This is a genomic window from Pseudoalteromonas sp. McH1-7, from assembly GCF_013366255.1.
In the GTDB taxonomy this organism is placed as follows: domain Bacteria; phylum Pseudomonadota; class Gammaproteobacteria; order Enterobacterales; family Alteromonadaceae; genus Pseudoalteromonas; species Pseudoalteromonas peptidolytica.
In genome coordinates this window covers 138,609-159,460 of sequence record NZ_JABWPQ010000007.1, presented here as the reverse complement: position 1 = coordinate 159,460, position 20,852 = coordinate 138,609, and the positions used below count along the sequence as shown (strand labels likewise).

Sequence of the window (20,852 nt, the reverse complement as noted above, 5' to 3'; positions counted from 1 at the left end):
CTAATAGCTATCCATTGGATCTACATCTATGCTCCAGCGAACTCGGTTGGCAGACTCGTGCGTTGAAATATAGCGCGCAAGTTGCGAAAGATAGTTGCGAAGCACAGTGCGTTGTTGTGCGTGTATATGTAACTGATACCTGAACTTTCCTGCAATTCTTTCAAGCGGCGCAGGAATTGGACCTAGCAATTGTATACCAGGATAGGGGGTAGCTGGAACCAAATCTGATAAAAACTGCAACACAGTGTTGATGTTTGTGGCTTCGGCGCGAATGATAGCCAGGTGTGCAAAAGGAGGGAGCATGGCTTCTTCACGCTCTTTTAGTGCATATCTTGCAAAGTCACCGTAACCATTGTTGATTAAATCTTGTAATAGTGGGTGCTCTGGAAAATGGGTTTGTAGTAGCACGGTTCCTGCTTCACCGGCTCGACCTGCACGTCCTGCAACTTGCGTGATTAATTGAGCCATCTGCTCAGTCGCTCTGAAATCACAAGAATACAAACCAGAATCTACATCTAAGATCACGACAAGGCTGACATCGGCAAAGTGGTGCCCTTTGGCTAGCATTTGCGTGCCAACTAATATACGTGCCCCTCCTTGGTTTATGTCTTCTAGTGCACTTTCAAGGCTACCTTTGCGGCGTGTCGAATCGCGATCAATCCGAGTGACGGGAATATCCGCAAAGCGTTCGGTTAAAAAGCTTTCTAGCTGCTCAGTACCTAGCCCAGTAGGCATAATTTGAGTACTACCACAGTCAGGGCATTGCCTTGGCACAAAATCTTGTTCACCGCAGTGATGACATACCAAGCGATTCATATTTTTATGATATGTGGCGCTGGTGGAGCAGTGTTTGCAGGTGTTAAGCCATCCACACTCATGACACATTAATGTTGGGGCGAAGCCGCGTCGATTTAAAAACACCATCACTTGCTTTGCGCGGTTAAGTGTTTTTTCTATCCAATGTAAACTCATTGGTGAAAACCCGCCTTGCTCTGGTTGACCTTTCATATCGACTAGGTGAAACTGGTTATCATGTTGAGTTTGTGCGCGTTTACTTAGCGTCACCAATTGATATTTGTTATTAATGGCTTTGTGTAGCGTTTCCAATGCGGGCGTTGCTGTTCCTAAAAGCAGAGGGCAGTTTATTTGGTGAGCACGAAATGCAGCGAGATCTCTGGCGTGGTAACGAAGACCTTCTTGTTGTTTAAAAGAGTTGTCATGTTCTTCATCAACGATGATCATACCAAGACTCTTAAACGGTAAGAAAATGGCTGAACGAGTGCCGATTACTAATGCGCTTAATCCCTTTTCGGCGCGTCGCCACGTATGTAGACGTTCGTTATCGGTTAAATTGGAGTGCCATAGATCGATAGGAAGATCAGTAAAACGCTTCTTAAAACGGTTAACGGTTTGCGGTGTGAGGCCAATTTCTGGGACCAATACCAGCGCTTGTTTTCCAGCCTTAAGTATATTTTCAAGACTTTGCAAATACACTTCGGTTTTCCCGCTGCCCGTTACCCCTTCTATTAAGAAAGTCCGGTAGCCAACTTGTGCATTAATTGCACTGCAAATGGTAGCCTGTTGATCGTTTAGGCGTGGCTTGTCACCTAGGTGCAATTCGTTTTGTGCCCAGTCGCTGTCATGTTCAATAGACTGTACTATTAGTGCTTTGGTCTCGAGCGCTTTGATGGTTTGACTCGCAAACCCAAGTGCCTTGAGTTCGCTTAACTTTATTGCGCCACCTTCATATAACTGAGAAAGCAAAGCTTGTTGTTTTTTGGCGCGTAGTGTAGGGAGTGTTTGCCCTTTTTCCGTTAATCTTACCACAGGGATCTGGGTTTTATCTGGGTGGCCACCATCTCTTAACACGGCAGGGAGTGCTGTGAATAATGTATCACCAATCGGATGGCAATAGTACTGTGAGACAAAATGCAAAAAATGTAATTGTGCCTGATTTAAAACAGGCTGTTCGTCGAGTACTGCGATAACCTGTTTAAGTTTCTCTTGTGGCACATCAGTGCGCTCTTTTATATTGAGTGCGATAGCAGTACAGCGACGGTTAGAAAAATTAACTGTTACTCTCATCCCAGTTACAACGTGCATCGTTGCTGGTAGCAAATAATCGAATGTGCGGTGTAATGGTAGCTTCAAAGCTACTTCAAGAATGAGCATATATTTCAATCCCATAAAGTGAGCGCAGGCTCGAAGTATATACCTAAGATTATGGTATTGGAAAACAGCCCCAGCAATGACGATAAAAAACTCTGAAATATTGCTTGTAGATTGTCCAGTTAACCACTAAAATACGCCTCCACAATTTTGTATAACTACGTATGGTGCCAGACTTCGGGTTTGGAGAGCGATACGGCCTTAACTAGAGGTTGCTATGAAAGAAGGTATTCACCCTAATTACGAGACGATCACAGCATCGTGCTCTTGCGGTAACAAGTTCGAAACTCGTTCAACGCTTTGTAAAGATATTCACCTAGACGTATGTTCTGCGTGTCACCCGTTCTATACAGGTAAGCAGAAGATCCTTGATACAGGTGGCCGTGTTGATCGCTTCAACAAGCGTTTCGGTGCACTTAGCAGCAAGAAGTAATCTTGCTGGTCTAGTCGAAAAAAGCACCCTAGGGTGCTTTTTTTGTGCCTACGGTTCAATAGCAATTATAATAATGTATACAAATAGGCAGTGTTTGATTGCTTGTGCTTGGTACACCCCCGCCTTTTAAATCTTAAAATCAACTGATTTGGCAGCAAATCTTTACTGTAACCTAGAATAGAGTAATAGCTCTATTTCGCATGTTAATATTGGCTATTAATGAGCTTAAGTTGTGCCTAGGCAGAAAACGAATATATTTAATTATATTACTAGACACTATGCTTCGTAGTGGTAAATCGTGCTTTGTGCTTCTAAATGTCTCAATTGTGCAGTTAAATTTAGTAATAATTATAAATATTGCTCTTTAGTCATGGTATTTTACGCTAGTGCTATTTTTCATCACTTTGACTTGTCTTTAACCACTTACTTGCTTACTTTTGCAGGTCTAAATTGTGAAATTTTTCTTAAAATTGAAGAGAACGTCGAAGAAAATACGAATAAATACCGTGTAAGTGGATAGACCTGATTTTACTTGAATAATGAAGAAAACTCGGTATTGTGTGATGACGGTCGATTACCTATATGTCCTATTGACATCTGCTTAAAGCACTGTGCTTTTGAGTACTTTTATGTCGTCGCTCATATAGTTAATCGCACTGTTTGTGGTTGTAAATATGGAAGCAACCGACACTCAGAATGCGAATGTTTAGCACACTCTCACATTAACTTCGTAGGAAAATATCGCGCCATGACAGATTTTCGTCAACAAGCTCTAGATTATCACGAGAAGCCCGTTCCAGGTAAAATCAGCGTAGAGCTGACTAAGCCTGCCGAGACCGTAAAAGACCTAGCACTCGCATACAGCCCTGGTGTTGCCGAGCCAGTACGTGAAATCGCGGCAGATCCTGCGAATGCCTATCGTTATACAGGTAAAGGGAACATGGTAGCTGTGATCAGTAATGGTACTGCTATTTTAGGACTAGGTAATTTAGGTCCTTTGGCTTCGAAACCAGTTATGGAAGGTAAGGCTCTGTTATTTAAACGCTTTGCTGGACTGGACTCGATTGATATTGAAGTTAAACATAACACCACTGAAGACTTCATCAATACAGTAGCGAATATTGCAGATACTTTTGGCGGGATTAACCTTGAAGATATCAAAGCGCCTGAGTGCTTTGAAATTGAGCGCGCGCTTATTGAACGCTGTGATATACCCGTTTTCCATGATGATCAACACGGTACTGCAATTGTGACTGCGGCTGGTATGCTCAATGCACTTGAGATCCAAGGTAAAGATATTCATGATGCGATCATCGTGTGTTTAGGAGCAGGTGCCGCTGCAATAGCGTGTATGGAGCTACTTATAAAATGTGGTGCACAAAGAGAGCATATTTATATGCTAGATAGAAAAGGCGTGATCCATACTCGTCGTGACGATCTTAACGAATACAAAGAGCTGTTTGCAAATAATACGGATAAGCGCACGTTACAGGATGTGATTGCAGAGGCTGACGTATTTGTTGGCGTTTCAGGCCCAGATCTTCTATCTGCTGAAGATTTAAAATTAATGGCTGATAAGCCAGTTGTATTTGCATGTTCGAACCCAGATCCTGAGATCAGCCCCGATGTTGCACATGGTGCTCGTGATGATTTGATTATGGCAACAGGTCGTTCTGATTATCCAAACCAAGTGAACAATGTGCTATGTTTTCCGTTCATCTTCCGTGGTGCACTAGATGTACGTGCTACAGCGATCAATGACGAAATGAAGATTGCGGCAGTTGAGGCTATTAGAAGTATTGCAAAAGAGCCAGTACCTGCAGAGGTGTTAAAAGCAGCTGATGTCGACAGCCTTGAGTTTGGTCCGCAATACATTATCCCTAAACCGATGGATCCTCGCTTGTTACCTCGAATAGCAAAAGCGGTTGCTACTGCTGCGGTTGAATCTGGCGTAGCGCAAATCGAGATGCCCTTGGGTTATATGGAATAAAATAACCTAAACTGGGTTAATAATTTGTTCTCTAGCAGTTGTTATCCCTTACTTCTGCGGTAAATTTGTTTGTAATAGGCCAGCTATTGACGCACAAATTTGCCTTGTATTAAGAAATAACTGCTTGTAGCGATTCCAGCTTAAGTATGAAAAAAGCCTCGATTGAGGCTTTTTTGTGTCTTTATTTCCGTGAAAAATGAAGAGTCGATATTATACCAATTTGACTTAATACTTGCTCAATTTGAAGGAGTAAATCTGACGCTAACAGCGTTAAAAATTTCTCATTTAGAACAACTAAATAGCAAAATTTTTGCCTAGTTATCGACAAGATTTTCTCGCCTCAAAATAAACCACTTAATTAAGAAAATTGGTATTATTCTTCGTTTATTTCAGGGATCTCTAAACCACGCTCTTCCATTATTTGTCTTACTTCTAACGGAATACGTTCTGGGTTGTCTTTTCTCAGGTCTTCATCACTTGGAAGTGGTTGACCCGTGAAAGCATGTAAAAAGGCTTCACATAATAGCTCGCTGTTTGTTGCATGGCGCAAGTTATTTACTTGACGACGCGTACGTTCATCAGTAAGTACTTTGAGCACGTTCAAAGGGATACTCACTGTGATTTTTTTTACTTGCTCTGCTTTTTTACCGTGTTCTGCATATGGGTGAATATACTCACCATTCCATTTTGCCATAATTGTGTACTTGCCTCAGTTACATCAATGCCAATATGACTGGGTTCTGATTGATATTGTTCAGCTAAGCATGTGGAGCAGGGAAATCTTTAAAGAGTAAAGATAAAACCTGAACTTGAATAGTTGAGCAAATTAATCCGCTATGGCGAGAACTATAGATCTCTGCCATAGTTTTCAATAACTCAGTCGTATTAGCAACGCCTTAAGTGGCGAAATTTTATCGGTTTAAAAAAGATAGTCAAATACTAGTTATTTAGCCATTTAGCAGTATAAATGTTTTGACTTCTAGTTGTCGTTGCTCTAACCTTTTAGACGTCTAAACATCCAACTATCTAGGTGACCCTATGAGTCAAATTAACAAATCGACGGTTGCAGTGCGTCACGGTATAGAAGCTGATAAAGCACATGGTGCAGTGGTTCCGCCCCTTTATCTGTCGACGACCTATTCATTTGCAGATTTTGATACCAAGCGTGATTATGACTATGGCCGCAGTGGTAACTTTAATCGTGATGTGTTGGCACAAGCGTTAACCGAACTTGAAGGAGGTCAACGTGGCATTATTACCGCAACAGGTATGTCGGCTATTCACCTAGTAACTCAATTATTAAACCATGACGACACTTTAGTGATCCCCCACGATTGCTATGGTGGCAGTTATCGTTTATTTACGTCATTGGCAAAGCGTGGGCTACTCAAAGTAGAAGTAGTGGATTTAACCCAGCCAGAAAGCCTTGAGAAACTAGAAAAAATCCAGCCTAAACTTGTGTGGATAGAAACACCAAGTAATCCAATTTTACGATTAACCGATATTGAAGCAGTTGTAACCGCTGCGCATGCGGTCGGTGCTTTAGTTGCGGCAGACAATACCTTCTTGTCACCAGCATTACAAAACCCTATCGCTTTTGGAGTCGATATTGTTGTTCACTCAACCACTAAATATATTAACGGTCACTCCGATGTGGTAGGTGGTGCAGTGATAGCGCGCACGCAAGAGCTAGGAGATGAGTTGGCTTGGTGGGCAAATAACATTGGTATTACGGGCGCGCCTTTTGATAGTTATCTGACATTGCGTGGACTGCGCACACTTAACGTACGCTTACGCCAACATCAAGAGAATGCGCAACAGATTGCTGAATACTTAGAGAAGTCGCCATATGTGAGTCAAGTATACTATCCCGGTCTCAAGTCGCATCCACAGCATGAGCTAGCAAAAAAACAACAACTAGGCTTTGGTGGTATGGTGAGCTTTGATATTAAGGGTGATCTACAGACATCGGCTAAATTTTTAACTTCGTTAAAGCAGTTCTCGCTCGCCGAATCACTAGGTGGAGTTGAAAGTTTAATCTGCCATCCTGCGACCATGACACACGCAGGAATGGAACCTCAGGCACGTCTCGAAGCTGGGGTTGGCGATACCTTAATTCGCATTTCAGTGGGCATTGAAGATGTGCAAGACTTAATCGCAGATCTTGAAGCCGGATTTTCCAGTATTGATGACAGCCAGGCAAGTGATGACGCGAAGTCATTTAAGCTTACGCCTGCACATACCGTTGCGTTGTGGTGAGTAAATGGCAAAAGTAGTACATAAGTTTGGTGGTTCTAGTTTAAGCTCTGCAGAGCGCTATCAGGCTGTTGCTAAGATAATATTAGAGCAGTGTCAGTTAGGTGATAGCGTAGTGGTTTCAGCTGCGGGAAAAACAACCAATACTTTGGTGAAGCTATGGCAGAGTTTTGAGCAGCAAGATGTGCGCGCTTTTAACGACGTCTTGTTACAAGTTGAAAACCATCAACGTGAATTAATAGATGCGTTGTTTACCGGCGATAGGCATGCTGCTTTGCTCAAGCAGCTCGTGAACGAATTGCAGGCCCTTGCGCAAGCGCGTGAAGCACGCACACTTCACTATGCCAGTCTACTGGCGCATGGGGAGTTGTGGTCGGCTCGTGTCCTAGCCAATTACTTAAGCTCACAAGGTATTGAAGCTCGGGATATTGACGCTAGAAAACTATTTGTGCAACAGGATGGTGTATTATTACATGCGTTGAATAAAGAGGTGTGTTACAGCGCAATTGGTGACAATGCTGTGCATATTGTTACCGGCTTTATTGCAGCAGATAGTCAAGGTGAAACTGTGACTTTGGGGCGCAATGGAAGCGATTACAGTGCGACTTTACTGGCCAATTATATTGATGCCACTCAGGTATCGATTTGGACAGATACCACAGGCGTATTTAGTACCGATCCACGTAAAGTCAGTAGTGCAATAAAATACGCTAAAGTATGTCGAAGTCAGGCTGAATTATTAGCACGTTTGGGGAACCCTGTCCTGCATGCAAAAACACTCTCTCCCTTGAAAGGTACTGATATAAAACTACAAGTGCGAAGTAGTTTTGACTCAGACGCACTAGGCACTGAAATTGTTAAAGCAGGTTATAGTAAAGAGAAGCGCTTTATCACTACTTTTGGACAACTAGATTTACTGCGTGTTGAAAAATTAAATAGTGGTGAAGTAAAACAGCTTAGCCAACTAATACAGCATAGTATTCATCATTTTATCAAAGGTGGAGAGGCGCATTTATTGGTGCCATCCGAGTTTAGCCATCTGGTTATCAATGCCTTAGAGCCTCGTGCAAATATCATTGAATCACAAGTGCAAGGCTTTGCTGTCGTTGCGCCAAGCCAAGATATCGCAGGGTTACATCTGCAAGCTTTAGAATTGCTAGACGACAATGCGATAGTGACCCGTTTTGTATTACAAGCACAAAACTATAGTTTAGTGCTGACTGATCAGTCTATTGATAGTGATGTTTTGGCAGTATTACATGAACGGCTTGTCAATAAAGGCAGAGAGCTCGCGGTCATCGTTGCAGGTGTTGGCAATGTGGGTGAGGTTTTTATTGAGCAGTGTAAAGATCAGTTTGACAAACTGAGTGAGCACTTTGATCTGAAGTTGGTAGGATTGTTGCGCTCAAAACAAATGTTGTTTTGTCCAAGCGGATTAAACTTAGCCCAATGGCAGCAGCAATGGCAAAATGAAGCCATAGAATATAACGAAGCTGAATTATTTACTCGCATCAAAGAGCTTGATTACGAACATAAAGTAATTATTGATATTACCGCAAGCGAGCGCTTTAGTGCATTATATCCACAGTTTGTAGAACATGACTGTCATCTGATCAGCGCCAATAAATACGCTGGTACAGCGAAGCACAGCTGGTACACACAACTACGGCAAAAACTGCAAGAACGTAACTTATTATGGCGTTATAACACCAGTGTTGGAGCTGGGTTGCCTGTTAACTTTGCCTTAGCGGATCTGCAAAATAGCGGCGACGAAATTGTGAGAATCGAGGGGGTTTTCTCTGGTACTCTATCTTGGCTGTGCAGTCGTTATGACGGCTCTGAGGCTTTTTCTGAGTTAGTACTGGGCGCACAAGCGCTTGGGTTTACCGAACCTGATCCAAGAGAAGACCTGTCTGGTCGTGATATGCAGAGAAAGTTGCTAATTTTGGCAAGAGAGTTGGGTATTGAACTTGAGTTAGATGAGATTGAACTAGAACCATTAATGCCAGATAACCTGGCGCAAGGCTCGTGGTTACAATTTTTGGAAAATCGCCAACAGCTTGATGACTTTTACGCTGAACACGACGCCAAAGCCCGTGAAAATGACGCTGTACTACGTTACACAGGGGCGCTGGAAATTGCGAACAATGGTCATGTCTGTGCAAAAGTTGGGATTGCACATGTACCCAATGGTGCCGCCATTGCTAATTTAACGCCCGGTGACAATATTTTTGTGATCCACACAAAATGGTATGAGCAAAACCCGCTGGTGATCCAAGGCCCTGGTGCCGGTAAAGAAGTGACCGCTGCTGGGATCCATTCAGATTTGTTCTGGTTGACGCAAAATTTGAAATAACCTGAACTTCAGCTAGTTATACCAATTTGCTTAATTAAGTGGTCTATTTTCTCGTCTTATAATAGACCAATTGATTAAGATAGTTGGTTCTAAATGTAATCCGTCAGTCCACTCTGTATCCTGGTCTTAACTACTAACAAAAATGCCGATACAGGCATCGGCATTTTTTGTTTAGAACAATTCTTCGTGTGTTGGTAGCGGCGCACTATTGTCAAATGGTGTGCTGCTATCAGTATCTAACACGTACTTAGTGGGAGCTGTACCTTGCTCGAAATATTCAAAGCGAGAGGTATGATCGTTCTTGCGAGACAAAAGCCCAGTTTTTAAATCAATGCGGGTTGAAATAAGACCCGGTGGCGGCTCTATTGGTGCTAAAGGTTCATCTTTGAGTGCTTCGCGCATAAAGTTTATCCAAGCCGGCTGCGCTGAAATCGCCCCAGCTTCGGCACCAACGAGCTGGTTTTTACCCAGATTAGCATTATACGCAGCGCGACCTAGTGATTTGCTAGCATCATCAAATCCAACCCATACTGTGGTGAGAACATTTCGATTAAAGCCGGTAAACCATGTATCAACTGAGTCATTCGTTGTACCTGTTTTGCCTGCAAGATCACGGCGCTTTAGCCACTGACCACGCCAACCTGTACCACTCCATCCGGTCTTGTGTTTCCAGCTACCACCGCCCCAAATTGCACTGTGTAAGGCATCAGCAATCAAAAAAGCATTTTGTTCAGAAATAATTTGTGGCGCACAGCGCTCAGGCTGCTCTTCTAGTTGTTGCTCATCACAAACAATCAGTGGTACTGCAGAGCCTAATTCAGTTCCAAATGAATCTGTGATCTTATCAATAAAATACGGTTCAATCAGATGCCCACCGTTAGCAAAAGTTGCCATTCCTCTTGCCATTTCAATGGGAGTGAGTGCTGCGCTGCCGAGCGCTAACGACTCGCTACGATTAATATCAGCATCTTGAAACCCAAATTTGAGTAGATGGTCTGCGGCCGTATTGATCCCAACACCTTTGATGAGACGCACCGAGACAACGTTTTTGGATTGAGCCAAAGCACGGCGGATCCGAATAGGTCCATTGTAGACCTCCGGGCTATTTTTTGGTCTCCACGCGACACCAACACTCTTATCCCAATGGTTAATTGGCGCATCATTGATAATAGTAGCAAGAGTGTAGCCCTGCTCTAATGCTGACGAGTAGATAAAAGGTTTAATATTTGAGCCAACTTGTCGTTTAGCTTGGGTTGCTCGGTTGTATTGGCTAAGTTCAAAACTATAGCCACCGACGATGGCTTTTACACGGCCATCATTAGGGTCGAGCGATACAAGCGCACTGGAAGCTTGAGGCAACTGACTTAGCATCCAAAGATTGTCTTGCTTGCGCACAAATACTTGCATACCAGGTGCAAGAATATCCGCTGTCGTTTTTGGTGGTAAACTTTGTCGTGTCTCGCTGATGTATTGTCGTGCCCAGCTTAAGCCTGGCCATGTTAGAGTTATTTGTTCACCACTTTTAAGCAGGACTTCAGCGCTTTGTTCAGTAATACTTAACACCACCGCAGCTTTTAATGATCCGATTTCATTGACTTTTCTGAGGCGGCTTACAATTCCTCCATGGCTTAACGGTGATTCACTCTGTGCGTTCCAGTAAATGGCTTCTGGGCCTCGAAAGCCATGACGCATGTCATACGCATGTAAGTTGTCGACTAACGCATGCTGCGCTGCTAGTTGTACTTCTGATTCAACACTTGTGTACACTCTCATGCCCGAGTTATAGGCTTTGTCTGTCCCGTAGCGCTCTACCATGTACGCGCGAACCATCTCTGAAATATAAGGGGCATACAGCTCGATTTCTGCACCATGAAATTTTGCCGTGATAGGGGCTTGAGTCGCTGCATGATATTCTGCTTGGGTAATATATTTTTCAGCTAACATACGGCCTAGTACAACATTGCGACGACTTTTTGCGCGCTCTGGATTACGAATGGGGTTCAGTGCCGAAGGTGCTTTGGGTAACCCTGCTATCATGGCCATTTCAGGTAGAGTTAGTTCAGAAAGTGTGCGGCCATAATAAACTTGGGCTGCCGCACCAATACCAAAAGCACGATTTCCCAGCTCGATTTTGTTCAAATACAGCTCGAAAATTTCATCTTTTGTTAATAACTGCTCAATATGCAACGCAATAAAGATTTCCTTAACTTTACGAATATAGGCTTTCTCTCGTGTTAAGAAAAAGTTTCTCGCAAGTTGCATGGTCAATGTGCTTGCCCCTTGTTTCTTTTGACCGGTTGTGATCAGTACTAATGCTGATCTGACAATTCCTATTGGGTCTATTCCGAAATGATCATAAAAACGGTTATCTTCTGTGGCCAAAAAAGCGTTACGCATCGGTTCAGGAACATCTTGTAGACGTACAGGTATTCTGCGCTTCTCACCGAATTGATTGATTAATTTGCCGTCCCGTGTGAAGACTTGCATAGGGGTTTGTAATTGAACATCCTTCAAAACCTCTACACTTGGTATGTCAGATTTGACATAATAATAAAGGCTGATAAGTGTCAATACGCCTAAAAGGGTACAAACAAAAGCGAATTGTAAAAATCTTTTCAATAATTTCACGGAATTATCCCTAGTTAGACTCCCAATTACAGGTAGACACTGCTAGTATATCTTGATTAAAAAACGATTAATATTTTTGTGTGCTAAATTTTTATAGAACACAAACTGAAAAGGAAACGAGCGCTTCACATGCTGAGCAAACTACTAAAAAAACAAGCACCTCTGATGATTGGGATCGACATTGGTTCTCATTGTGTCAAAGCGGTGTTGCTGTCTAAAACCAGTTCCAGCTATCGTGTCGAAGCCGTTGCCATTGAGCCTATTCCTAAAGGCGCAGTAAATGAAAGAGCCATTCAAGATATTGAGGCTATTGGCAATGCGATCACTAAAATGAAGCGGCGCATTCCAAAACTTACACAATCTGCTGCAGTTGCTGTATCTGGTCAGACTGTCATTACCAAAGTGATCTTTATGGACGTGTCATTAACTGATGCTGAACTTGAGTCTCAGATAGCAATTGAAGCAGATAGCTTAATTCCATACCCATTAGACGAAGTAAGTCTAGACTTTGAAAAGATAGGTGTAAACGAAGCGGATCCCTCTAAGGTAAATGTCTTGTTATCAGCAGCACGAACTGAGAGTGTGCAGGCACGAGTTGGTGCTTTGGAGGAGGCTGGATATAAAGCGAAAGTCGTGGACGTTGAAAACTATGCGTTGAGTCGAGCGATGGATGTAATTTACCCTGAGTTACCAAACGATGCTTTTGATAAAGTCGTGGCGATGATAGACATTGGTGCTGTACTTACGCTCATCAGCGTTATTCAATCAGGAAAAACGATTTATACCCGAGATCAAGTGTTTGGCGGAGAACAGTATACCAATAGTATCGTGGCTTATTATAATAAGACATACGATGAAGCTGAACTTGCGAAAACGACAGGGGATTTGCCTCCTAACTATACGTTCGAGGTTCTGGCCCCTTTTCAAACCTCATTACTTCAACAGATACGTCGCGCAGTTCAGATGTTTATGACCACTAGTGGTAAAGATCACATTGATTATATTGTGTTAACTGGGGGGACGGCGCTGGTGGAAGGGCTAGATAAACTATTGATCGATGAGTTAGGTATCCACACGATTGTGGCTGATCCATTCACAGAAATGGAGATCGCACCTAAAGTGGACAGGCATGTTCTACAAAAGCACAAGGCTCAATTTGCGTTGGCTACGGGCTTGGCACTACGGAGCTTTTCATCATGCCACATATAAATCTACTTCCCTGGCGAGAGCAACAAAGACAAGCATCTCAGCAGATCTTTTTGACCATTATTGCGGCGATTATTGCAACTTGTTTACTTTTTATGTATCTAGCCGGTAGCTTCTATGATGGTTTAAAAACAGGACAAGAAATAAAAAACCGTTATCTAGAAAGTGAAATATCATTATTGGATACGCGTATTGTAGAAATTAATGATCTAAACAAGCAAAAAGAAAACTTGCAACGCCGTATTAGACTAATCGAAGAGTTGCAGCTAAATCGCAGCTTAGGGACACAAATCATAGATGAAATTGCTCGGGTTGTGCCCGCTGGGGTCTACCTCACTAGTCTTGATAGGCAAGGTAATATGATTAAAGTGATAGGTCGCAGTGAGTCTAACAACCGTTTGTCACAAATGTTAAGACAAGTTGAATCATCATACTTGCTTGAACGGCCAGTGATCCAAGGGATTGTAGCTGGCGAGCAGAGTTCAAAACTATTAAGTGATTTTACGATGCACTTTTATGTCAAATCTCATGATGACATTAGCCTAGCTGATAAAGCGAAATAGGGTGGAGGGTAAGTAGATGAGCTTTGACTTAAATAGTTTAAAAGAAATAGATTGGAATGAATTAGAGCTTGATAATATCGGTCACTGGCCGTTTCCTGTTAAAGTTTTATGTTCTATTTTGGTGGTCATTTTGATGATCATTCTAGGGTATAACTTGATGGTCTCAAGCTCCATTGATCGATATGAACAAGCGCTGAAAAAAGAGCAAGAGCTTAGAACGAGTTATCGTATCAAGTATGCAAGAGCAAATAACTTAGAGTTATATAAACAGCAAATGATTGATATGGAGGCGCAATTTACTGAGTTGTTACGACGCTTACCAAGTTCAAATGAAACCCCAGGATTACTTGACGATTTAACTTATGTTGGCACTTCTAGCGGTTTAACGTTTTTAAAAATCGGCTGGATGCCTGAAATACGTAAAGAGTTTTACACCGAATTACCCATTAAATTAGAAGTTATTGGTAAATACCATGAGTTTGGTGAATTTGTCAGTAAAGTGTCAGAATTACCTCGAATTGTTAGCTTACATGACTTTAGAATTGAGAATGCTGGCAATGGGGAGCTGGTTTTTAGCGTGGTGGCTAAGACGTACCGCTATGAACAAGGAGGCCAGAGATGATCCGACTGTTGCTCTGTACATTGTCGGTGTTGTTCATGTCAGGATGCAACGATAGCACTGCTGAACAAAAGGAGTTTATCGACCAAGTTAAGGCCAGCTCGATACCAAAGATAGAGCCTATTCCTGAAATGCAAAACTACGAGCCTTTTAAATATAGTGCATCTCAATTACGTAGCCCATTTGTAGCGCCGCAACCAGAAGTGATTGAGAACAAGATGGTTCAGGTCAAAAACTGTTTACATCCAGATCCTGATAGAAATAGATACCCACTAGAAAAGTATCCTTTAGACAATTTAAGAATGAAAGGGATAATTGCAAAAGAGAATGGTCGTTGGGCGCTAATCGAAGCGGCAACACAAGGCTTATATAGAATACAGCGCGGTGAATATATGGGACTTTACCATGGTAAAGTGCTCAGTGTACAAGCGGATCATTTAGAGCTGTTAGAATTAATTCCTGATGGAACGGGATGTTGGAAAGAACGACTAACCAAAGTGGAAATGTTAGAGGCAGAACAAGGTGGCTCGAGTGAATACTAACAATAATCAAAGAACATTAACGTATAGAGGCACTCGAACGATAATTCAGTCAGTGCTAGGAGCTGCATTTGTTGGCCTGTCATCAATTGCTCAGGCTATTCCAATGTTATATGACATTCGCTATAACCCGGTTCCAACTGGGGAAACTCAGCTTCAGCTGGTATTTGATGAAAAGCTGAGCGGTGAACCGAGTGTGAGTGTTAATGGTGAAAACACAAGTCTTGAACTGTTCTTTCAGCAAGCTGAATTTGAAGAAAGCTTAAAGATGCTGGAAATTAACAAAGCAGGTATCAAAGGTATCACCAGTCAACTGCGCGATGGCGGATTTACTGTTGCGATTAATATGGACGAACTCAAGCTCTACAAGACGGAAGTGAAAAATAATTTGGTGATTGTAGAGGTTTCTGGTCAACCTATTGTTTCAGAGCAAGATCAAAGCGAAAAAGTAACCTCTTTTATCAATCAAATTCAAGCGATTGACTTTCGCCGTGGTGAACAAGGCGAAGGTAAAATTTTAGCTTTTCTTGAACATAATCAAGCCGCTATTGATGTCCAAGAGCGTGGTGGCAAAATTATCGCTGATTTCCATCATATTGATATTGCAGAGGATCTGTTATACGAACTAGATGTATTAGACTTCGGTACTGTGGTGTCGCGCATTGAGACTTTCAAAGAAGAGAATAAAAGCCGCATCGTCATTGAACCAAATGCGGCATTTAAGTTCTCATATCAGCAGCTTGATAATATCTTTACATTGGCCGTAGAAAAAGATGAAGGTAACAAAACGTTTGGAGATCAGAAAGAGTATAAAGGTCAACCTATTACTTTGAATTTTCAAGATATTCCTATTCGTTCTGTGCTACAAATTATCGCCGACACTAATAACTTTAACTTAGTCACCAGTGATACTGTTTCTGGGAACATCACACTGCGCTTAGATGGGGTACCATGGGACCAGGCGCTTGATGTGGTGTTGCGGGTAAAAGGGTTAGATAAACGCATGGACGGCTCGATCTTAATGGTGGCACCATCGGAAGAGCTAGCTGCGAGAGAGGCGAAAGAGTTACAAGCACGTCAGCAAGTTGAAGAGCTGGAGCCATTATATAGCGAATATATTCAGCTCAATTACGCAAAAGCGGAAGAATTTGCTGATTTGCTGAAAACCGACATTAACTCTATTATTAGCCATCGAGGCAGTGTCTCTGTGGATAAGCGTACCAACACCCTATTGATAAAAGACACATCGCGTAGTATTGAAAGCATCCGCCGTATGGTTGAAACTCTGGATGTACCTGTGAAGCAAGTGCGGATTGAATCGCGAATGGTGACGGTGGATGATACCGTACAAGAAGATTTAGGCGTACGTTGGGGGTTCAGCGATCAGCAAGGGAGTGATGCTATCTCCGGTACACTCGAAGGGGCCAACTCACTTTCTAATGGCATTATTCCTTCGTTAGATAACCGCCTAAATGTAAACTTGGGGGTTAAGGGGGTACCTGCAGGTAGTATCGGTATGCATATCGCAAAGCTTGCTGATGGCACCTTGATTGATTTAGAGCTGTCAGCCCTAGAACAAGAAAATAAAGGTGAGATAATCGCAACCCCAAGCATTACAACGGCGAACCAGAAAAAAGCGCGGATTGAGCAGGGAACAGAAATACCCTATGTGGAGGCATCTTCTAGTGGAGCGACCACGGTTAGCTTTAAAAAAGCGGTACTCAGCTTAGAGGTAACACCACAAATTACCCCTGACAACAAAATAATTCTCGACTTAGTGATTACACAAGATACTAAAGGTGATACTGTGCAGACGCCAAATGGCCCAGCAACAGCAATCAATACCCAAGAGATCCAAACACAAGTTCTGGTTGAAAATGGTCAAACTATCGTTCTTGGTGGTATTTATCAGCAAGAGGTAAAAACAGCAGTAAGTAAGATCCCGGTGTTGGGCGATATTCCATATTTAGGTCTATTGTTTAAGAATTCTCGTGATATTAACGAGAAGCGGGAACTGTTGATATTTGTAACACCTAAGATCATTCAAGACAGTTTATAGGCCCGTAACAATAAAAGTATTGCGCTTTTTGCGCAGTTTGACTTGAAATTGTTCACGGATTACTGAGATAATCCCCTCCTTAATTTTGGGGCCAGGTCGTTAGGCGGGGTTTTATTTCAAATTTTAGAGTTCGTTTGTACTAAAAAGATATGGCTGAGAAACGTAATATATTTCTAGTAGGCCCGATGGGGGCTGGTAAAAGCACGATTGGTCGTCACATTGCAGATCAATTACACCTTGAATTTTTCGATTCAGATCAGGAGATAGAGCGTCGTACTGGTGCAGATATTTCTTGGGTTTTTGATATCGAAGGTGAAGAAGGGTTCCGCAAGCGTGAAGAAAGCGTCATCTCTGATCTGACAGAAATGCAAGGCATTGTGTTAGCGACAGGTGGCGGTTCAGTGATCAGCAAAGAAGTGCGCAACAAATTGTCTGCGCGTGGTATTGTTGTTTACCTAGAAACGCCAATCGAAAAACAGGTAGCTCGTACTCAGCGTGATAAGCGTCGTCCATTACTACAAACCAGTGAAGACTCACGTGACGTACTAGAGCGCTTAGCCGATGAGCGTGAACCACTTTATAGAGAAGTGGCCGATCACGTTGTTCGAACGGATGAGCAAAGCGCGAAAGTAGTTGCAAACCAAATTATTGAAAAGTTAGATTTCTAATTAAAACACCGTAGGAGGGGAAGCCATGCTTGAATTAAAGGTTGATTTAAACGAGCGCAGCTACCCCATCTTTATTGGTGAACACCTCTTATCTGACGAAGTGCGACTTAAGCAATATGTCGGTCAAAATCGTCCTGTTATTATCACTAACTCTACTGTTGCTCCTATATATTTGGACAAGCTACTTGGTGTTTTTGATACACAATCTCCGCTGCACTTCATTATTCCGGATGGCGAGCAGTTTAAATCGCTTGAGTGGTTTGAAAAGATTTCCGCTTTTTTACTCGAGCACAATTGTGGACGAGATACGTGTTTAATTGCACTCGGTGGTGGTGTCGTTGGTGATTTAACGGGCTTTGTTGCCGCTTGTTATCAACGTGGAGTCGCGTTTATACAAATACCAACGACGTTATTATCACAAGTCGACTCTTCTGTCGGTGGCAAAACAGCAGTAAACCATCCTCTTGGTAAAAATATGATTGGCGCTTTCTATCAGCCAAAAGCTGTTTTTATTGATACCAAGACGTTATCTACTTTGCCTGCAAGAGAATTTGCTGCGGGTATGGCTGAAGTCATCAAATATGCGTTGATTTACGATGCTGCGTTCCTTGATACGTTAGCTGCGCAGCATAGCCAGTTAAACGCATTGGATACAGAAACCCTACAGCAAGTGATTTATAAATGCTGTGCAATAAAAGCTGAAATTGTAGCCAAAGATGAAACAGAGGCAGGGCTTCGCGCATTACTAAACTTAGGTCATACCTTCGGTCATGCGATTGAAGCGCAAATGGGTTATGGAAAATGGTTACATGGCGAAGCGGTTGCTGCAGGCATGATGATAGCTTCACGATTGGCATGTCGACGAGACTGGTTGAACAGTGAAGAGGTAGAAAAAATCGCTCAGGTCATTGCCTTATATCAGTTGCCAATAGAGCCACCAAGCGAAATGACCGCAGAGCAGTTTTTACTCCACATGCGTAAAGATAAGAAGAATAAACAAGGTAAAATTCGCTTTATACTGCCAACACAGCTGGGACAATGCGCTTTGGTTGATGACGTAAGCGATGAAGATGTGGTCACTCTGATAGGGCGTTAAATGCAGTCGCAAATTTTACCAAGCAGATCTGCGTTGGTAGATAGAATTGCTATGCAGTTCGATTATGGGCAAAACCTGATAACCTTAGTCGGGTCGTCTGGTCTTGGCAAAAGCTATCTTGCTGAGTCATTTCTTACTGATAAATACCCAGAGTTTAATAAAGCTTTTGTAAAACTCTCTGCCAATACCAAAGAGTTTGATGTTATACATCAGCTACTTGAGCATAGTTTTCGCAGTCCTCTTATCGATCAAAAACTTTCTCTTAGCGAAAACTTTATGTTGCTTCATGACGAGCAGCCTTGTGGGCCATGCTTATGGGTTTTAGACAATGCTCGGCATTTGACTGAAGAGTTGGCGCTACAGTTACAAAAACTAGCAACAACAGCCCGAGAAACTATTTATATTTTAGCGACAGCACAGCAACCACAACTCCTTCCAGGTAGCCTAGACATTCATATAGAGCCACTTTCATTACTTGAGAGTAAGCGCCTGATGACGATGTTTTACAAAGATCTTCCACCTGATGAAGATCCTATTTTCAACACCTTTGTAGCAGAAGCACGGGGTAACCCCAGTGTTTTGTTATCGTGGCAACCGGAATCGCAGCGTTTGGATCTACGTGAGACGGGGTCAAAAGATCGCGTAAAAACACAGTGGCAGTGGTATATCATCGCACTATGCTTAGTGTTGACAGCTTCTATGGTCGCTTTGGTCTATCAACAAGAAATAAAGCAATATTGGGCACCGACGCAAACGAACACGCAAAGCGTCGCAACAGCGCTCAATGCACAATCTGTTTTTGAACCGTCGAATACGTCTCAAAAGGAAAGTGAAGTGCCAGGCACGACATTACAGGAGCAACCACCGGCTGCCCTTAATACTGATGAAGGGGAAATCGCTGCCGTTGGGAGTATATTGTCGGCGTTAATGGAAGCTGAGAAGAAAGAGAAAAAAATGCTACACAATGAGGCGCAAGTTAACCAAAGTATGGAGCCTCAAGATGATGAGCTCAAGGTTGGCACCTCTGAAAATACCACCGCTATTGTTAGTGCTGAGCGCCAACCGGTAGCATCTGAGCCTATTTCAGGTAATGAATGGTATAGCAATCGAACGGATGAAGAGTGGGTCATACAACTACTTGCAGTGACTGAGGTTGGGATAGCCGCTGCATTCATGGCGGAGCATAATGATGTGGTTATGCGGCAGTTTTCAGTGATAAGAAATGGGCGAACTTGGTTTGTTGTTACATCAGATGTGTATCCTAATTTAGACATGGCAAAGCAAGCGAAGGCTGAATTGCCCGAAGCATTGCGTAAAGGGCAACCGTTTTTTAAAAGAGTCAGTAAAATTAAGCAAGAAATTGCTCAGTCTCTCGGTAATTAGCCACATTTAGTGTAAAATCGCGCAACCACTCACGACATAGAACGAGCATGCAACAAAAGACTAGAGCCTTCTTAAAATGGGCAGGCGGAAAATACAGCTTAGTAGAAGATATTTCTAAGCGCTTACAATTAGCCAGTTATGAAGCTGATACACTAGTTGAGCCTTTTGTTGGAGCGGGATCTGTTTTTTTGAATACGCAGTTTAAACACTATGTACTCAACGACATTAACGCAGATCTGATTAATCTCTATAAAGAGTTAAAGCGAATTCCAGATGAGTTTATTGCTGATGCTAAACGTTTATTTGTCGATCTAAATAATCATCCAGATGCGTATTACGCCTATCGTCAACAGTTCAACGAAAGCATTGATGTATATGAGCGTGCAATCTTATTTTTGTATATGAATCGCCATGGCTATAATGGTTTGTGCCGCTATAACCTTAAAGGTATTTTTAACGTACCCTTTGGTAAGTATAAAAAACCTTATTTTCCAGAGCATGAACTATACGTGTTTGCTGAGAAGGCGCAGCGTGCGACTTTTACTTGTAAGAGCTACAGTCAAGTATTTGAGAATATACCCAAAAATGCGGTAGTGTATTGTGATCCCCCGTATGTTCCATTGAGTAAGACGGCTTCTTTTACGAGTTACGCAAAAGGTGGATTTAATTTGGACGATCAGGCTGAGCTTGCAAACTTAGCGGAAACAGCGGCTTTTGAGCAGCAAACGCCTGTGCTCATATCAAATCATGATACAGTGTGGACTCGGAAGATTTATAATCAGGCCAGTTTAGATGTGATTAAAGTAAAACGAACCATCAGCCCCAAAGGCAATGGGCGTAATAAGGTCAACGAGCTAATGGCGCTGTATCACCAACCAAAAAAATAA

16 protein-coding genes are annotated in these 20,852 nt (G+C 42.5%); 13 read left to right on the top strand and 3 right to left on the bottom strand.

The features are described 5' to 3' along the window. Window positions 1-2,172: a primosomal protein N' gene (priA, locus tag HUZ36_RS07140; RefSeq protein ID WP_176032449.1), complete on the bottom strand. Its 2,172-nt coding sequence runs from the start codon at window positions 2,170-2,172 to the stop codon at window positions 1-3. A 214-nt stretch (window positions 2,173-2,386) separates the two neighbouring features. Between priA and rpmE the strand changes: the two genes are divergently transcribed. Together rpmE and HUZ36_RS07130 are read left to right on the top strand one after the other, a co-directional pair. Next, on the top strand, window positions 2,387-2,602 hold the full coding sequence (gene rpmE, locus HUZ36_RS07135) for a 50S ribosomal protein L31 (RefSeq protein WP_010607053.1): 216 nt from the start codon (window positions 2,387-2,389) through the stop codon (window positions 2,600-2,602). Window positions 2,603-3,350: 748 nt separating this feature from the next. Further along, entirely contained in the window at window positions 3,351-4,592 is a 1,242-nt protein-coding gene (locus HUZ36_RS07130) for a malic enzyme-like NAD(P)-binding protein (protein WP_125252319.1), read from the top strand. A gap of 373 nt (window positions 4,593-4,965) precedes the next feature. On the opposite strand, the gene metJ is transcribed toward HUZ36_RS07130, so the two are convergent. Then, on the bottom strand, window positions 4,966-5,286 hold the full coding sequence (gene metJ, locus HUZ36_RS07125; RefSeq protein WP_010368921.1) for a met regulon transcriptional regulator MetJ: 321 nt from the start codon (window positions 5,284-5,286) through the stop codon (window positions 4,966-4,968). Window positions 5,287-5,630: 344 nt separating this feature from the next. On the opposite strand from metJ, the gene metB reads away from it, so the two are divergent. Beyond that, window positions 5,631-6,851 (top strand): cystathionine gamma-synthase, encoded by a 1,221-nt coding sequence (metB, locus tag HUZ36_RS07120; protein ID WP_147389375.1) that lies wholly within the window; start codon window positions 5,631-5,633, stop codon window positions 6,849-6,851. 4 nt (window positions 6,852-6,855) lie between these two features. Next, entirely contained in the window at window positions 6,856-9,204 is a 2,349-nt protein-coding gene (gene metL, locus HUZ36_RS07115) for a bifunctional aspartate kinase/homoserine dehydrogenase II (protein WP_147389376.1), read from the top strand. A 171-nt stretch (window positions 9,205-9,375) separates the two neighbouring features. Here metL and HUZ36_RS07110 read toward each other — a convergent pair whose 3' ends face one another. Then, window positions 9,376-11,832 (bottom strand): penicillin-binding protein 1A, encoded by a 2,457-nt coding sequence (locus tag HUZ36_RS07110; protein ID WP_176032448.1) that lies wholly within the window; start codon window positions 11,830-11,832, stop codon window positions 9,376-9,378. A 129-nt stretch (window positions 11,833-11,961) separates the two neighbouring features. Here HUZ36_RS07110 and HUZ36_RS07105 point away from each other — a divergent pair, with 129 nt between their 5' ends. The 9 genes from HUZ36_RS07105 (at window position 11,962) to HUZ36_RS07065 (ending at window position 20,852) form a co-directional block, all read left to right on the top strand. Next, entirely contained in the window at window positions 11,962-13,041 is a 1,080-nt protein-coding gene (locus tag HUZ36_RS07105) for a pilus assembly protein PilM (protein ID WP_125252296.1), read from the top strand. Beyond that, window positions 13,029-13,601 (top strand): PilN domain-containing protein, encoded by a 573-nt coding sequence (locus tag HUZ36_RS07100; RefSeq protein ID WP_125252295.1) that lies wholly within the window; start codon window positions 13,029-13,031, stop codon window positions 13,599-13,601. Before HUZ36_RS07105 ends, HUZ36_RS07100 begins: the two co-directional genes overlap by 13 nt. A 16-nt stretch (window positions 13,602-13,617) precedes the next feature. Further along, the gene (locus tag HUZ36_RS07095) at window positions 13,618-14,223 is read left to right on the top strand and encodes a type 4a pilus biogenesis protein PilO (protein WP_125252294.1); all 606 of its coding nucleotides are present in this window, start codon (window positions 13,618-13,620) and stop codon (window positions 14,221-14,223) included. Then, a complete protein-coding gene (locus tag HUZ36_RS07090) occupies window positions 14,220-14,762 on the top strand; it encodes a pilus assembly protein PilP (RefSeq protein WP_125252293.1) in 543 nt (180 codons plus the stop codon). The genes HUZ36_RS07095 and HUZ36_RS07090 overlap by 4 nt, the downstream gene beginning before the upstream one ends. Beyond that, on the top strand, window positions 14,752-16,818 hold the full coding sequence (locus HUZ36_RS07085; protein WP_125252292.1) for a type IV pilus secretin PilQ: 2,067 nt from the start codon (window positions 14,752-14,754) through the stop codon (window positions 16,816-16,818). Before HUZ36_RS07090 ends, HUZ36_RS07085 begins: the two co-directional genes overlap by 11 nt. 149 nt (window positions 16,819-16,967) lie before the next feature. After that, window positions 16,968-17,486: a shikimate kinase AroK gene (gene aroK / locus HUZ36_RS07080; protein ID WP_010607062.1), complete on the top strand. Its 519-nt coding sequence runs from the start codon at window positions 16,968-16,970 to the stop codon at window positions 17,484-17,486. Between the two features lie 25 nt (window positions 17,487-17,511). After that, window positions 17,512-18,582: a 3-dehydroquinate synthase gene (gene aroB / locus HUZ36_RS07075; RefSeq protein ID WP_176032447.1), complete on the top strand. Its 1,071-nt coding sequence runs from the start codon at window positions 17,512-17,514 to the stop codon at window positions 18,580-18,582. Continuing rightward, window positions 18,583-19,965 (top strand): AAA family ATPase, encoded by a 1,383-nt coding sequence (locus HUZ36_RS07070; protein ID WP_147389378.1) that lies wholly within the window; start codon window positions 18,583-18,585, stop codon window positions 19,963-19,965. Window positions 19,966-20,012: 47 nt separating this feature from the next. After that, complete coding sequence (locus HUZ36_RS07065) at window positions 20,013-20,852, top strand: Dam family site-specific DNA-(adenine-N6)-methyltransferase (protein WP_125252289.1); 840 nt, start codon at window positions 20,013-20,015, stop codon at window positions 20,850-20,852.